Origin of the sequence: Kitasatospora sp. NPDC048365, from assembly GCF_043200835.1 — a bacterium.
GTDB classification, from domain to species: domain Bacteria; phylum Actinomycetota; class Actinomycetes; order Streptomycetales; family Streptomycetaceae; genus Kitasatospora; species Kitasatospora terrestris.
Genome location: NZ_JBICYJ010000005.1, coordinates 222582 through 237735 on the forward strand (window position 1 = coordinate 222582; position 15154 = coordinate 237735).

The following is a 15154-nucleotide window of genomic DNA, read 5'->3' on the forward strand; positions in this document are numbered from 1 at the left end:
CTGCCGCCCCTGGTGGCGGAGTCGGTGCTGTCGGCGCTGCTCCTCCTCCACATCGCGGCCACCTACCCGCCGCACGGACTGCCGGTGCCCCTCGCCCTCACCGCCGCCCTGGCGCTGCCCCTGCTGTGGCGGCGCCGGGCTCCGCTCGCGGTGCTCGGCGCCGTCGCGGCCGCGGCCCTCATCCAATGGCTTGCCGGTGTCCAACTGCCCGCGGACATCGCCCTGCTGGTGGCCCTCTACACGGTGGCCGCGCACTCGGGCCGGCGCGTCACGCTCGCCGCCGGCGCCGTCGTCGAGGCAGGGGTCCTGCTGGCCTGCCTGCGCTGGGCGACGGACGGGGTCTTCCTGGCGCCCTTCGTCGCGGTCACCGCCACGGTCGTCGCCGCCGCCGTCCTCGGCATGAACGTGCGCACCACCCGCGCCTACCTCGCCGCCGAACAGGAACGGGCCCGACGCCTGGAGCTGGAACAGGAACACCTGGCCCGACTGGCCGTCACCGAGGAGCGGACCCGGATCACCCGGGAGATGCACGACATCGTCACCCACAACCTGTCCGTCATGGTCGCGCTCACCGACGCCGCCCTCGCCACCCAGCACCGCGCGCCCGACCGGACCACCGCCGCGATGGTCCAGGTCGCCGAGACCGGCCGGCAGGCCCTCACCGACATGCGGCGCACCCTGGGAGTCCTGCGCAGCGACGAACCGGACGCCGAACGCCACCCGCTGCCCGGCATCGCCCAACTCGCCGCCCTCGCCGACCAGATGGCCGCCGCCGGGCTCCCGACCAGCCTCGACGTCCACGGCGACCACACCCAGCTGCCCGCCACCGCCCAACTCACCGTCTACCGCCTGGTCCAGGAAGCCTTGACCAACGCCCTCAAGCACACACCCGCCGGCACCCGCGCCACAGCCCGGATCCGGTGCACCACCGGAACCGTCACCGTGGACGTCACCGACACCGGCCCCCGCCCGCCGCGGACCCCCGCCGGCCGGCCGTCCGGGCACGGCATCACCGGCATGCGGGAGCGAGCCACCGCCTACGGCGGGACGCTGCGGGCCGGACCGCTCCCCGACGGCGGCTGGGGCGTCCACACCCGACTCCACCTCGGCAGCGGCGGAGCGACCGCCGCATGACCATCCGCATCCTGATCGCCGACGACGAAGCACTCCTCCGCATGGCCTTCGGCACCGTCCTGGAGGCCCAACCCGACATGGCACCCGTCGGCGAGGCCGCCGACGGCGACCAGGCCGTACGCCTCGCCCGGGAGCTGCGCCCCGACGTCGTCCTGATGGACGTCCGGATGCCCGGGACGGACGGGATCGAGGCGACCCGACAGGTCATCGAGGTCTCCCCGCAGAGCCGGGTGCTGATCCTCACCACCTTCGACCTGGACGCGTACGCCTTCGCCGGACTCCGCGCCGGGGCCTCCGGCTTCCTGCTGAAGAACACCAGGCCGGAGGAGTTCCTCGGCGCGATCCGCAGCGTCGCGGCGGGCGACGCGGTGGTCTCCCCGCGGATCACCCGGCTCCTGCTGGACAGCCTCCGCCCGCACATCCCCGACGGCGGGGACACCGGCTCCGCCGCCCGCGACGCGCGGCTGCGCCGGCTCAGCACGCGCGAACGCGAGGTGCTCGTCCAGGTGGGCCGCGGCCTGTCCAACACCGAGATCGCGGCCGTCCTGCACCTCGCCGAGGCGACCGTCAAGTCTCACCTGGGCCGGATCCTGCACAAGCTCGAACTTCGCGACCGGATCCACGCGGTCGTCTTCGCCTACGAGAGCCGCCTCGTCCGCCCGGCCTGATGCCGACCGGCCGGCCATCGGGTCGGCCGTCCGGTCGGCCGACCCGTCGGACGGTCCGTCAGCCGGCCCGGTGGACGGCCTCGCCGCCGAGCACGCCCAGCTCCACCCGGGCGTCCAGAAAGGCCTTCGGCTCCAGCTCGAACAGGTCGTCCGAGAGCATGACCAGGTCGGCGAGTTTGCCGGGCGTGACGCTGCCGAGCTCGTGGTCCAGATGGACGGCGTACGCGCTGCCCAGGGTGTAGCCGCGCAGCGCGGTCGCGAGATCCAGCGTCTCCTCCGGCATCCACGGGTCGCCGCCCGCCAGGCCGCGGCGGGTGACCGCGGTGTACAGGCCGACCAGCGGGTCCATCTCCGCGACGTTCCAGTCGCTGGAGAGCGCGAGCACCGCGCCGGACTCGTGCAGACTCCGCATCGGCCAGGCCTTGTTCCAGCGGTGCTCGCCGACCGCCTCGGCCCAGTCCCGGCCGGGGCCGGCGATGTCCGGCGAGCAGTGCCGCGGCTGCATGCAGGCGACGACGCCGAGTTCGGCGAAGCGCGGCACGTCCGCCGGGTCCAGGCACTCGACGTGGACGACCTGGTGCCGGGCGTCGTTCGGGCCGTTGACCGCCCGGGCGTGCGCCACCGCGTCCAGCACGGTGCGGATCCCGCGGTCCCCGGTGGCGTGCACGAAGGCCTGGAAGCCGGCCGCGTCCAGCCCGGCCAGCACCTCGGCGAACTCCTCCGGCGGGTAGAAGGTCTCGCCGCTGTGGCTGTGGTGGCCGGCGTACGGCTCCAGCAGCGCCGCGGTGTGCGGCTCCACCACGTCGTCGATGTACAGCTTCAGCGGCCCCACCCGGAACCGGTCGGAGCCGTGGCGCCGGGCGGCCTCGGCGAACGCGGCGAGATCCTCCGCGGTCGTGCCGCGCGGGTGGAACAGCCCGGCGACCAGCCGGGACCGCAGCCGGCCCTCGGCGAGCGCCCGTTCGAACAGCGCCAGATCGTCGAGGGAGTTCTGCGGTTCCACCACCGTGGTGATCCCGTACCGGGCGGCCATGTCCAGGCTGCCCGCCAGCCGCCGGTACTGCCGGTCCGGTGCGGCCCACGGCACACCGGCGGCGCGCAGCGCCCGGTGGCCGTCCCGGGACAGCCCGCGCACCGCGAAGTCGGTGAGGAAGCCGGTCGGTTCACCGGTCGCCGGGTCCTTCTGCACGGTGCCGTAGGCGGTCTGCACCGTGTCCCGGCCGATGCCCAGCCGGCGCAGCGCGGCCGTGTTCAGCCAGGCGGTGTGCACGTCGTAGCTCAGCACGAACGCGGGCCGGTCACCGGTGAAGCGGTCCAGGTCGGCGGCGGTGGGCATCCGGCCGCCGGGGATCGCCGAGTAGTCGAAGGCCTCGGCCTCGATCCACTCGGCCTCCGGGTGGCTGCGCAGCCGGTCGGCGATCCGTCCGCCGATCTCGTCGAGGGTGCGGGCCCCGGCGAGCTGGACGCAGTCGGCGTCGGAGCCCAGCCGGACGTGGTTGTGGCTGTCGACGAAACCGGGCAGCACCAGCCGCCCGCGGGCATCCACCGTCTCGGTGTCCGGGCCGGCGAGAGCGCGCCACCCGTCGCCGTCGCCCACCCAGACGATCCGGCCGTCGCGCACGGCGACCGCCTCGGCGCGCGGACGGGCGTCGTCCACGGTGTGCACATGGGCGTTGTGGAGGATCAGGTCGGCGGGGCGGGTCACGGCCGGGCTCCGTTCGTCGGGGCGGCGGCGCCCGCGGCGCCGTCGGGGACGTGGGGGACGGTGGGGTCGGGGGCGCCGGCCACGTCGGCGGGCAGGCTGAGCACCCAGTGGGTGGCGCTGCGCGGACGCAGGTAGGCGAACCAGTAGCAGGTGCCGGCGAGCAGCACGCCGGCGGTGATCAGCAGGTCGCGGGTGGTCTGCTGGGTGAGCGAGTAGCCGAGGACGGCGATGGTGACGACCGGGACGGTCGGCCACAGCGGCATCCGCCAGGCGGGCACGGCGCGGTGGCGGGCGCGTCGGGCGGTCAGCGCGGCACAGCCCAGCAGCAGGTAGATGACCGCGACGACGACTCCGGTGAACCCCAGCAGCGCGTCGATCGGCACGGCGAACGCGAGGACGACGCCGGGCAGGCCGATCGCCAGGGTCGCGGCCCACGGCGAGCCCCACCGGGGGTGCAGCGAGCCGAGGACCCGGTTGACCGGGTCGGGCCAGGTGCGGTCACGGGCCGAGGAGTACAGCACCCGGCCGTTCTGCAGCACCATGACGATCACCGCGTTGAGGATGGCGAGGGCGATGCAGAGGCTGACGAAGGTGGCGACGGTGCCGCCGGCCCAGGAGTCGACGATCGCCACGAGGTCGCCCTCGGCGAGCCGGTCGGGTGAGTCGACGCCCAGGCAGATCGCGGCCACCGGCACGGTGATCAGCACGACGCCGGCCAGCAGCGACCACAGCACCGTCCGGGCGACGGTTCGGCGCGGATCGCGCAGGTCCTCGGAGAGGTACACCGCGGTGCCGAAGCCGTTGTACGTGAACAGCGCGACGGCCAGGCCGGAGATCAGCAGGCCCGCGGTGAACGGGCCGGTGCCGCCCCGGCCGTCCGGGACGACCGCGTGCACGAGGCTGCCCAGCGGCTGGTGGACGTGGGTGAGCCCGAGCACGCTGACCACGGCCGCGGCCAGTACCTCCAGGCCGAGGAAGAGGCCGGTGATCAGCGCGTTGGACTTGATGTCCAGGACGCCGACGGCGACGGCGAGGGCCATCACGGCGGCGCCCGTCACCGCCGGATCGAGGGACACCACCGACGACAGGTAGCCGGCCGTGCCGAGCGCGATGATCGGGGGGATCACCAGCAGCGACACCACGGAGATCACGAAGACCAGCCAGCCGGCGAGCCGGCCGAGCAGCTGCCCGACGATCGAGTACTCGCCGCCGGCGCTCGGGACGAGGGTGCCCAGCTCGGCGTAGCAGAACCCGACGCCGAGCGAGAGCAGCGCGGCGATCAGGAGGGTGGCGACCGCGCCGCTGCCCTGGGTCTGCAGCAACGGCGGCACCACGATGAACAGCGAGGAGGCCGGGGTCACGCAGGAGAGGGTCAGCAGGACGCCACCGAAGACGCCGAGCGAGCGGGGGAGTGCGGCGACGCCGCTCTGGGGGGATCTGGACATCAGCCGTCCCGGCAGGATGAGGGGGAGGGGGACGCCGGTCATTCAAGGCCAGGCGAAAACACCGCGTCAATGGCTCTCGGGTGCATTTCCGCCGGGAATTTTCGCCTTACTCTGCGATTCTTAATTTGTGTGCGTGATACGCATTCGATCCGCCGGTCAGGCCGGGAGATCGTAGCTGTACGTCTCCTTCACGATGTCGAGGTGGTACCAGGACTCCGCGCGGACCACGCCCGGCAGGGCGCGCAGCGCGTCCAGGGTGCCGAGCAGGGCCGCCCGGTCGGCGGCGTCCACCCCGCAGACCACGTCGAAGCGGCCGTGGCCCGCCGCCACGTAGTTCACCCCGGGCAGCGAGACGGCCGGCGCGGCGGCCTCCCGGGCACCGCCGCGCACCCCCAGCCCGACGCCGACCGCCTCCCGCACCCCGAGCGCCTGCGAGGCGACCAGCCCGGTGACGTGCACCGCCCCCGACTCCAGCAGCCGCAGCACCCGCGCGCGGGTCGCCGGCTGCGACAGCCCCACGTGCTCGGCCAGCGCCGCGAACGACGCCCGCCCGTCCACCTGCAACAGCCCCAGCAGCACCCGGTCCACCTCGTCGACCGCCGGCGGGCCCGTCGGCGGACGCGGCGCAGCCGGTGCGCCCGGCAGCGGCGAGTAGGCGTCGCGCAGCAACTCGGTACAGCGGAACACCTCGATGCCGTGCACACCGGCCAGGCCGCGCAGTGCGGTGAACTCACGCTCCAGCGCGCCGTCGTCGGCGACCCGGACCTCCGCCACCACCGCGCCGCCGCCGGCCGTGCAGGACACGAAGGACGTGGCCGGCCGGGCCGCCGCCGCCTCGGCGACCGGGCGCGCCGGACCCTCCACCGCCAACGACACATGGGCGACCGCCGTGATCCCTACCACCGACGGGCGGACGATCCCCACGACTCGCACCGCACCGGACGCGGTCAGGCGGTGCACCCGCGCCCGCGCCGCCTCGCGCGAGACACCGAGCAGGTCGGCCAGACGCTGGTAGCTCACCCGCCCGTCCCGCTGCAACTCGCGGACCAGCGCCGCGTCCAGCCCGTCCAGCACCGCCGCCACAGCCTTCCTCCGACCGTCCACCCGGCCGGACCCGCGGCCGCCCCGCACCTGACCCGCCGAGCCTAGCCGCCGGACCCGGGCGTCCCCCGCGCGTTCTGCCCGCCCGCGCCGCGGGACCGGGACGGCCCGCGTCGGCGGCCCGCCCCGGTCCCGCGGCGCGTCAGGCGCTAGAAGCCGACGGCGACCTCCATCCACTGCGGGTTGCGCATCGAGGTGTACGCGGCCTGGCCGGCCACGTCGTCGTACGGGAAGCCGTACGCCAGGCGGTCGATGCCGTGGTCGTGCCAGTACTTGGCGTACCAGTTGGCGGGCTCGCCGCCGGCGTAGAACTTGGTCGGGTCCTGCTGCTGGGCGGTGGGCAGGTCGGCGGTGTGGCGGTTGAGCGCCGCGCACATCGTCGGGTTGCCCGCCATGGTGCCCGCGCAGCCGAAGATGTTGGACGTGGACTCGTTGACGCCGACCGAGGCGGCGTACGCCGTGAAGTAGTCGGCGTTGGCGCCGCCGGTGCGGAAGCTCGGGTCGCTGCCGGGCGCGATGATCCGGTACGGGGCCTGGGTCTGCGCCAGCACCTTGAACTTCGCCGGCACCGCGTCCTGGAAGGACTGGAACACCTGGGCGCGGCTCATCGTGAACAGGTCCTGGCTGTCGCCGAGCTTGATGTCGGTGCCGTCGTGGGAGTGCACCCGGATGGCGAGCGGAAGTCCCCAGGCGTCCACCCGGGTGGTGTTGCCGTCGAAGGAGGCGGCGCCGATGGTGAACTCGATGAAGTCGTAGTACTGGCCGGTCGGCGAGCCGACGTAGAAGTACATCCGGCCCGAGGAGTTCGCCGGCATGTCGAAGTACGGCTGCTCGGCGATGGAGTGGGTCTGACCGTTGAAGCTCCAGTAGACCTGGCTGTCCGGGTAGGCGCCGTTGGTCCGGTTGAGGATCTTCAGTTCCATGACGTTCTTCGCGGCCGGGATGTCGGCGGCGGTGCCCCAGAAGGGGTCGTCCGGCGGCGGCGTGGTGGGGGGCGTGGTGGTGCCGTTGGGCAGCCGGACGGCGAACTCGTAGAGCGAGTAGCCGTACGGGGTGGCGCGCTGGGTGCCGTAGACCCGCACGTAGCGGCCGGAGCCGCTGACCGCGAGGTTCTGCACGCCGCCGGTGGAGGTGGTGGTGGAGTAGATGTCGGTCCACGCCGTGCCGTCGTTGGACACCTGGATGCGGTACGCCGTGGCGTAGGCCGCCTCCCAGGTGAGGCCGATGCCGCAGACCGGCAGCGGGGCACCGAGGTCGACCTGGAGCCACTGCGGGTCGCCGAACGCGCTGGACCAGCGGGTGCCGGTGTTGCCGTCGACCGCGGCGGAGGCCGAGGTGGACGCGTTCTCGCTGGTCGACGCGGTGGCCGGGCGGTTCAGCGCGGCGTCGGCCGTGCCGCAGGCGGGCGGGTCGACGGGCCCGCCGTACACCTGGAACTCCCAGAGGGAGTAACCCCACTGGGTGGCGCGCTGGGTGCCGTACATGCGCACGTAGCGGCCGGAGCCGTTGACGGCGAGCGTCTGCACGCCGCCGGTGCCGGTGGTGGTCGTGTAGACGTCGGTCCAGGTGGTGCCGTCGCCGGAGGTCTGGATCCGGAACGCCTTGGCGTACGCCGTCTCCCAGGTGAGCGTCACCTGGGAGATCGTCTGGGTCGAGCCCAGGTCGACCTGGAGCCACTGCGGGTCGGCGGCCGCGCTGGACCAGCGGGTGCCGGTGTTGCCGTCCACCGCGGCCGAGGCCGGCGTGCCGGCGTTCTCGGTGGACGAGGCGGTGACGGGCCGGCTCTGGGAGAGCAGGGCGCCGGCCGCGCCGGCGGGGTGCTGCGCGATGACGACGGACGCCAGCCCCGCGAGCAGGGCGATCAGCAGACCGAGGATCAGGTACGGCCGGCCGCTGTCGTGCGGCCCGGGCCGCGGGCGCGTCCGTGGGGGAGTGCTGCCTGGCATGTGTTCTCCTCAAGCGGGTGGGGACTCGTGACGGAGCCTCAGCAAGCTTCGGGAGAGAGCGCTCTCCGGCGTGATGCTTGCAAGGCCGAGCCGAGGCGTCAAGAGGTTGTTCGAATGCGGCAGTTGGGGCCAGACATGCCTTCGGGTTTTGAACATAAATCGCGGCCCCGTCAGTTCCGGAGTTCCGGAACTCGTTCACTTCATTGACGTGAGCGCAACCGCGTCGTAATCATCGCTGCGTGGAGAGAGCGCTCTCACGCCCCCACATCCCCCAGAGGCCCCCACCCAGGAGACGCTGTGACTGCCAGGCCCCCGCGTAGCACCCTCGCCGCACCACCCCGTTCCTTGATCTTCGCGTTCGTCGCCGTCCTGATCGCGACGTTCGCCCTCGCCGTCGGCCAGGCCCCCGCCCGGGCCGAGGGCACCCTGCTGTCGCAGGGCAAGTCCGTCACCGCCTCCTCCACCGAGAACGCCGGCACGCCGGCCTCGGCCGCGGTGGACGGCAACACCGGCACCCGCTGGTCCAGCGCGGCCGCCGACCCGCAGTGGCTCCAGGTCGACCTCGGTGCCACGGCCACCCTCAGCTCCGTCGTCATCACCTGGGAGACGGCCTACGCCAAGGCGTTCCGGATCCAGACCTCCGGCGACGGCACCAGCTGGACCGACGCCTACACGACCACCACCGGCACCGGCGGCGTCCAGACGCTCGCCGTCAACGGCTCCGGCCGCTACGTCCGGCTCTACACCACCCAGCGGGCCACCCAGTGGGGCGTCTCCCTCTGGGAGTTCCAGGTGTACGGCACGGCGGGCACCGGCACCGGCACCTGCTCGACCAGCAACGCCGCGCTGAACAAGTCCGCCACCGCGTCGACCAGCGAGAACGCGGGCACCCCGGCCGGCTCGGCCGTCGACGGCAACGCCGGCACCCGCTGGTCCTCGGTCGCCGCCGACCCGCAGTGGCTGCAGGTGGACCTCGGCTCCTCGCAGAACATCTGCGGCGTCCAGCTGTCCTGGGAGACCGCGTACGCCAAGGCCTACCAGATCCAGGTCTCGGCGGACGGCGCGACCTGGAACACCGTCTACTCGACGGCGGACGGCCGCGGCGCGACCGAGCTGATCACCCTCTCCGGCACCGGCCGGTACATCCGGGTGTACGGCACCCAGCGCGCCACCCAGTACGGCTACTCGCTCTGGGAGTTCCAGGTCTTCACCGGCGGCGGGGGCGGGAACCCGGGCGGCGGCAGGACCCTGCTGTCGTACGGCAAGCCCGGCACCGCCTCGACCTACCAGGACAGCGGCAACTGCGGGGGCTGCACGCCCGCCAAGGCCTTCGACGAGGACCCGGCCACCCGCTGGGCGACCAGCGACGTCAACGGCTGGGTCGACCCGGGCTGGATCGCGGTGGACCTCGGCGCGACCGCGCACGTCACCCAGGTGGTGCTGCAGTGGGACCCGGCGTACGCGACCGCGTACCAGATCCAGGTCTCCCCGGACGGCGCCAACTGGACCAGCATCTACTCCACCACCACCGGCAAGGGCTTCAAGGAGACCCTCGACGTCGACGGCACCGGGCGGTACGTGCGGATGTACGGCACCGCGCGCAGCAACGGCTACGGCTACTCGCTGTGGACCTTCGACGTGTACGGCACCGGCGGCAACCCCACCCCGCCGCCCGCCCTGCCGCCGGCCCCGAACAACCCCCCGCGCCTGGTGTGGAGCGACGAGTTCAACGGCCCCGCGGGCGGCAAGCCGGACGCGTCCAAGTGGACCCAGGACCCCGGCAACGGCCAGAACGGCGAGCTGGAGCTGTACACCAACGGCGACAACACCAACCTGGACGGCAACGGCAACCTGGTCATCGAGGCCCGCCGGGAGGCCAACGGCCAGTACACCTCCGGCCGGATCAACACCCACGGGCACCTGGACTTCACCTACGGCCACGCCGAGGCCCGGATCAAGGTCAGCGGCACCCAGGGCCTGTGGCCCGCGTTCTGGATGCTCGGCTCGAACTTCAAGTCCGGCACCCCGTGGCCGAACTGCGGTGAGATCGACATCATGGAGCACGTCGGCAAGGTCGCGGACTCGGTGTACTCCACCCTGCACGCCCCGGCCTACTTCGGCGGAGGCGGCTACGGCTCCCCGTACACCCTGGCCGGCTCGGACTTCGCCAACGACTTCCACACCTACGCCGTGGACTGGGACTCCACCCACATGACGTTCGCGGTGGACGGCCACAGCTTCTTCACCGTCGACCGCGCGACGCTGGAGCAGACCCGCGGCCCGTGGGTGTACGACCACCCCTTCTACATCATCTTGAACAACGCGGTCGGCGGTGACTGGCCCGGCAACCCCGACGCCACCACCGTCCTGCCGCAGAAGATGATCGTCGACTACGTCCGCGTCTCGCAGTGACCCCCGGGGCCCGGGGCCGGTCCGTCCGGCCCCGGGCCCTCTTCGTTCGGTTCGGCTCTCCCATGCCCGTGTACCGCCTCACGACGGAGGAGTACCCATGAGGCAAAGCCCACGAAGGCCCAGCGGGGTCATCGCCCTGGTCATGGCGCTGGTCGCCACGGCCTTCCTCTCCCTGGTGGCCGTCTCGCCGCGCGCCGCGGCCGCCACCCTCATCTCCCAGGGCAGGACGGCGACGGCGTCCTCGGTGCAGGACGCCTTCACCGCGAACGCCGCGGTCGACGGCGACCCCGGCACCCGCTGGTCGAGTGCCGCCGCCGACCCGCAGTGGCTGCAGGTGGACCTCGGCACCTCGCAGCCGATCACCCGGGTCGTGCTCACCTGGGAGACGGCCTACGCCAAGGCCTTCCAGATCCAGGTCTCCGACAACGCGTCCACCTGGACCACCCTCTGGTCCACCACCAACGGCACCGGCGGCACCCAGACCGTGGACGTCACGGGCACCGGCCGCTACGTGCGGATGTACGGCACCCAGCGCGCCACCCAGTGGGGCTACTCGCTCTGGGAGTTCCAGGTCTACGGCGGCGCCACCACACCGCCCCCCACCTGCACGGGCACCACCGCGGCGCTCGGCAGGCCGGCCACCGCCTCCTCCACGGAGAACGTCGGCACCCCCGCCTCCTCCGCCGTCGACGGCAACGCCGGTACCCGCTGGTCGAGCGCGGCCGCCGACCCGCAGTGGCTGCAGGTCGACCTCGGCACCCCGCAGCGGCTCTGCGGGGCCCAGCTCAGCTGGGAGGCCGCGTACGCCAAGGCGTACCGGATCGAGGTCTCGGCAGACGGCTCCGCCTGGACCACCGCGTACGCCACCACCGCCGGCGCCGGCGGGGTGGAGAACCTCTCCTTCGACGCCACCGGCCGCTACGTGCGGATGTACGGCACCCAGCGCGCCACCCAGTGGGGCTACTCGCTCTGGGAGTTCACCCTGCTCACCCCCGGCAGCGGCAGCAGCTCGCCGCCGCCCGGCGGCGGTGACGGCAGCTGTCCGTGGGTCGGGTCCACCCAGCCGGTCGCCACGCGCGTGCAGCAGGTGCTGGCGCAGATGACCACCGCGCAGAAGGTGTCGATCCTGCACGGCAACAACAACGCCACCCCGTACATCGGCAACATCACCGGCATCCCGTCGCTGTGCATCCCCGACATCGGCCTGCACGACGGCCCGCACGGCGTCGGCGACGGGTTCGGCGGGGTGACGCAGATGCCGTCCGCCAACACCTCGGCGGCGACCTGGGACACCGCGCTGCAGCAGAGCTACGGCGCCGCGATCGGCGCGGAGTTCGCCGGCAAGGGCGTGCAGGTCGCGCTCGGCCCGACGCTGAACATCGTCCGCGACCCGCGCTGGGGCCGGGCCTTCGAGACCTTCGGCGAGGACCCGTACCTCAACGGCCAGATGGCCGCGGCCGACATCCGCGGCATCCAGAGCCAGGGCGTGATGGCCGAGATGAAGCACGTGGCCGTCTACAACATCGAACACCCCGCGGGCTCGGTCACGGTGGACAAGCGGACGCTGCAGGAGCTCTACCTGCCGGCCTTCCAGACCGCCGTCCAGCAGGCCGCCCCGGCCGCCGCGATGTGCGCGTACAGCATCGTCAACAACCTGCCGGCCTGCCAGAACCCGGACCTGATGAACGTCGGGCTCTACCAGCAGGCGAACTTCGGCGGCTTCGTCACCAGCGACTGGGGCGGCGCGCACTCCACCGTGGAGTCCGCCAACGCCGGCCTGACGGTCGAGATGCCCAACGGCTACTTCTACGCCGACTTCCTCGCCCAGGCGGTGGCCGACGGCCGGGTGAGCCAGGCGACGCTGGACACCATGGTCAGCCGGCTGCTCACCCAGTTCTTCGCCTTCGGCCTGTTCGACAAGGCGCCGAGCGGCTCGCGCGACGCCACCGTCACCACGGCGGCGCACGCCCAGATCGCCCTGCAGGGCGCCCAGGAGGGCACCGTCCTGCTGAAGAACAACGGCGTCCTGCCGCTCTCCACCGCCACCACGCACTCGATCGCGGTGATCGGGTGGGACGGCGGCGCGGGCGTCCAGACCATCGGCGGCGGCAGCGCCACCGTCACCAGCCCCGGCACGGTCTGGCCGATCACCGGGATCCAGAACCGGGTCGCCGGCACCGGCACGACCGTGACCTACAACGACGCCACCAACCTCGCCTCGGCGGTCGCCCTGGCGCGGAGCTCCGACGTGGCGGTGGTGTTCGCCAGCGACAACTACGGCAACGAGCAGCACGACAGCGCCACGCTCGACCTGCCCAACAACGGCGGCGGCACGGTGAGCCAGAACGACATGATCGCCCAGGTGGCGGCCGCCAACCCGCGCACGATCGTGGTCCTCAACACCAACTCGGCGGTGAACATGCCGTGGCTCGGCCAGGTGGCGGGCGTCTTCGAGGCCTTCTACCCGGGGCAGATGATCGGTACGGCGGTCGCGGCGCTGCTCTTCGGCGACGTCAACCCCTCGGGCAAGCTGCCGGTGACCTTCCCCAAGTCACTGGCCGACGTCCCCGCGCGCACCCCCGAACAGTGGCCCGGCACCAACGGGCAGGTGCAGTACAGCGAGGGGCTGAACGTGGGCTACCGCTGGTACGACAGCAAGAACATCGAGCCGCTGTTCCCGTTCGGCTTCGGACTGTCGTACACCACCTTCGGGTACAGCGGCCTGCAGGTGTCGGCCCTCACCGGGAACACCGCCACGGTCCAGGTGACGGTGACCAATACCGGCACCCGGGCCGGGACCGACGTTGCGCAGCTCTACGTGGGGGCACCGGCCTCCACCGGCGAGCCGGTGCACCAGCTCCGCGGATTCCAGCGGGTCACGCTCGACCCCGGCCGGTCGAAGACGCTCACCTTCACGCTCGGCACCCACGACCTGGCGTACTGGAACACCGCGGCCAACACCTGGACGACGGCGGCCGGCACGTACCGGATCCTGGTCGGCGACTCCTCGCGGAACCTGCCGGTCGGCGGCGACCTCACCGTGCCGACCGCAGTGAACGGTCTCGCGGCCGCTGCTGCGCCGCTCGCCGTGCCGAACCCGCACGGGATGAGCAGCCCGGTGCACGCCGCGGTCCAGTGGACCTTCGACGCGGCGGGCGCGGCGGCCGGCGCGAGCTACCGGGCGACCGGGCTGCCGCCGGGCATCTCGATCGACGGCGGGGGCCGCTTCACCGGCGCCGCGACCGAGAAGGGCACGTACACGGTGACCGTGACGGCCACGGGCACCACCGGGGCGGTCGGTTCGGCGACCTTCGTCTGGACGACCACCTGAGCCGCGCGGCTCTTCTCCACCCGGGAACCCCCTTCGCCGGCGCCGGCGAAGGGGGTTCCCGGCTTCAGTGGGGTGCGCGGGGTCCGACGCCGTTGAGGAGGTAGTCGACGCGGCCGGCGGTGTTCTCCGGGTCGAGTTGGTCGGTGCCCAGGAGCAGGCGGTAGTAGATGGGGCCGAAGAGCAGCTCGACGATGGTCCGGGTGGGGACGTCGGTGCGGAGCTGGCCGGCCTGGACGGCCGTGTCGAGGCGTTCCTGCCAGCGGGCGATCCGGGGTTCGAAGAAGCTCTCGCGCAGGTCCTCGGCGAGGCGGGGGTCGCCCTGCGCGTCCGCCACCAGGCCGCGCCACACCGTGCCGAGATCCATGCTGAGCATGCGCGTGACGGCCTGGGCCGCGACGGTGATGTCGGCGGCGACGTCGCCGGTGTCCGGTACCCGACCGGCCGGCCCCGTCCGGTCGTTGAGCGCTTCGAGGACGACGGCGGCCTTGCTGGGCCACCAGCGGTAGATCGTCTGTTTGCCCACCCCGGCGGCCTGGGCGATGGCCTCCACGGTGACCTTGGTGTAGCCGTCGCGGGTGGTCAGCTCCAGCGCTGCGTCGAGGATGGCGCGGTGGGACCGCTGGTTGCGCAGATCCGGGTTCGGTGCGGGGGGCATGTCCAGATTGTCTCACGAGACGCCACGTATCGTCTTGACATGGCCGGTGCCCTCCGTGAAACATGGCCGATACGAGACGAGACGTCGCGACTCGTATTCGTTGGAAGTGAGCACCGGACGCCTCGCAGCGCGGTCTTCGAGGCGTCAAGTGCCCGTCACTCTGGGGGATTCCATGGTCGAACGCAGGAGCCGTACGCCTCGTTCCGCAGTCACCAACCTCGCCGACCGCGGCACCGGACACGGCCGCACACACGGGCCGGGCTTACACCGCCCGCACCGGGCCCGCCGCGAGATCGGCGGCTCCTGGCAGGGCTGACACCCGATCGGATCCGCAGTGGGGCCGGTAGGCCCAGGCGGGTGGGACCGGTCGGCTCTGGTGAGCCGACCGGCGGCGGGGGGACCATCGAGGCGCACGCGAGGCGCACTCCCGCCGCGCATCGCCGGCCGAGAGATGGTGAGAACCATGGACGAGATCGGTCGAGCAGGGTGGTTCGGCATCGGTGTCGCAGGCATGGCACTGGTCGGGGCGGCCCGCGCCGTGGTCGGAGCCGGGCACATCGCCAGGGAACTCGTACGCTCCCCAGGCGGAGACGACCGCGACCCGGTGACGGGTGCCTCGGTGGTCCGGGCGGTCAGCGGACCGGGAGGCTGGATCCTCTTCGGTGCCCTCGTCCTGGCCGGCGGGGCCGTCTACCACGTGATGGCCGGCACCGGAGCGGTCGTGATGGAGGCCGTCCACGCGGCGGCCAAGTGAGCC

10 protein-coding genes are annotated in these 15154 nt (G+C 72.7%); 5 read left to right on the top strand and 5 right to left on the bottom strand.

Going from position 1 to position 15154, the window contains the following annotated elements:
- Nucleotides 1-9: 9 nt before the first annotated feature.
- Nucleotides 10-1134, top strand: a complete 1125-nt coding sequence (locus ACGFX4_RS07305) for a sensor histidine kinase (RefSeq protein WP_393071075.1) — start codon at nucleotides 10-12, stop codon at nucleotides 1132-1134.
- Nucleotides 1131-1802, top strand: a complete 672-nt coding sequence (locus ACGFX4_RS07310) for a response regulator (protein ID WP_393070995.1) — start codon at nucleotides 1131-1133, stop codon at nucleotides 1800-1802. Before ACGFX4_RS07305 ends, ACGFX4_RS07310 begins: the two co-directional genes overlap by 4 nt.
- Nucleotides 1803-1860: 58 nt before the next feature.
- Here the strand turns inward: ACGFX4_RS07310 and ACGFX4_RS07315 are convergent, their stop codons facing one another.
- From ACGFX4_RS07315 to ACGFX4_RS07330, 4 genes are all read right to left on the bottom strand, one after another.
- On the bottom strand, nucleotides 1861-3507 hold the full coding sequence (locus ACGFX4_RS07315; RefSeq protein ID WP_393070996.1) for an amidohydrolase: 1647 nt from the start codon (nucleotides 3505-3507) through the stop codon (nucleotides 1861-1863).
- Complete coding sequence (locus ACGFX4_RS07320) at nucleotides 3504-4952, bottom strand: APC family permease (RefSeq protein WP_393070997.1); 1449 nt, start codon at nucleotides 4950-4952, stop codon at nucleotides 3504-3506. The genes ACGFX4_RS07315 and ACGFX4_RS07320 overlap by 4 nt, the downstream gene beginning before the upstream one ends.
- A 156-nt stretch (nucleotides 4953-5108) precedes the next feature.
- Complete coding sequence (locus tag ACGFX4_RS07325; protein WP_393070998.1) at nucleotides 5109-6035, bottom strand: Lrp/AsnC family transcriptional regulator; 927 nt, start codon at nucleotides 6033-6035, stop codon at nucleotides 5109-5111.
- A 167-nt stretch (nucleotides 6036-6202) separates the two neighbouring features.
- A complete protein-coding gene (locus tag ACGFX4_RS07330) occupies nucleotides 6203-7999 on the bottom strand; it encodes a discoidin domain-containing protein (RefSeq protein WP_393070999.1) in 1797 nt (598 codons plus the stop codon).
- 345 nt (nucleotides 8000-8344) lie between these two features.
- Here ACGFX4_RS07330 and ACGFX4_RS07335 point away from each other — a divergent pair, with 345 nt between their 5' ends.
- Nucleotides 8345-10411, top strand: coding sequence for a discoidin domain-containing protein (locus ACGFX4_RS07335; protein ID WP_393071000.1), 2067 nt, complete (start codon nucleotides 8345-8347; stop codon nucleotides 10409-10411).
- 97 nt (nucleotides 10412-10508) lie between these two features.
- Nucleotides 10509-13742, top strand: a complete 3234-nt coding sequence (locus tag ACGFX4_RS07340) for a discoidin domain-containing protein (protein ID WP_393071001.1) — start codon at nucleotides 10509-10511, stop codon at nucleotides 13740-13742.
- Nucleotides 13743-13806: 64 nt separating this feature from the next.
- Here the strand turns inward: ACGFX4_RS07340 and ACGFX4_RS07345 are convergent, their stop codons facing one another.
- Complete coding sequence (locus ACGFX4_RS07345; RefSeq protein ID WP_393071002.1) at nucleotides 13807-14397, bottom strand: TetR/AcrR family transcriptional regulator; 591 nt, start codon at nucleotides 14395-14397, stop codon at nucleotides 13807-13809.
- A gap of 463 nt (nucleotides 14398-14860) precedes the next feature.
- Here ACGFX4_RS07345 and ACGFX4_RS07350 point away from each other — a divergent pair, with 463 nt between their 5' ends.
- Nucleotides 14861-15151, top strand: coding sequence for a hypothetical protein (locus tag ACGFX4_RS07350; protein ID WP_393071003.1), 291 nt, complete (start codon nucleotides 14861-14863; stop codon nucleotides 15149-15151).
- Nucleotides 15152-15154 lie beyond the last annotated feature (3 nt).

Bases quoted from the DNA above. Each gene is read 5' to 3' on its own strand.
- ACGFX4_RS07345 (WP_393071002.1), bottom strand. From the start codon at position 14,397: ATGCCCCCCGCACCGAACCCGGATCTGCGCAACCAGCGGTCCCACCGC.
- ACGFX4_RS07310 (WP_393070995.1), top strand. From the start codon at position 1,131: ATGACCATCCGCATCCTGATCGCCGACGACGAAGCACTCCTCCGCATG.
- ACGFX4_RS07340 (WP_393071001.1), top strand. From the start codon at position 10,509: ATGAGGCAAAGCCCACGAAGGCCCAGCGGGGTCATCGCCCTGGTCATG.
- ACGFX4_RS07350 (WP_393071003.1), top strand. From the start codon at position 14,861: ATGGACGAGATCGGTCGAGCAGGGTGGTTCGGCATCGGTGTCGCAGGC.
- ACGFX4_RS07320 (WP_393070997.1), bottom strand. From the start codon at position 4,952: ATGTCCAGATCCCCCCAGAGCGGCGTCGCCGCACTCCCCCGCTCGCTC.
- ACGFX4_RS07330 (WP_393070999.1), bottom strand. From the start codon at position 7,999: ATGCCAGGCAGCACTCCCCCACGGACGCGCCCGCGGCCCGGGCCGCAC.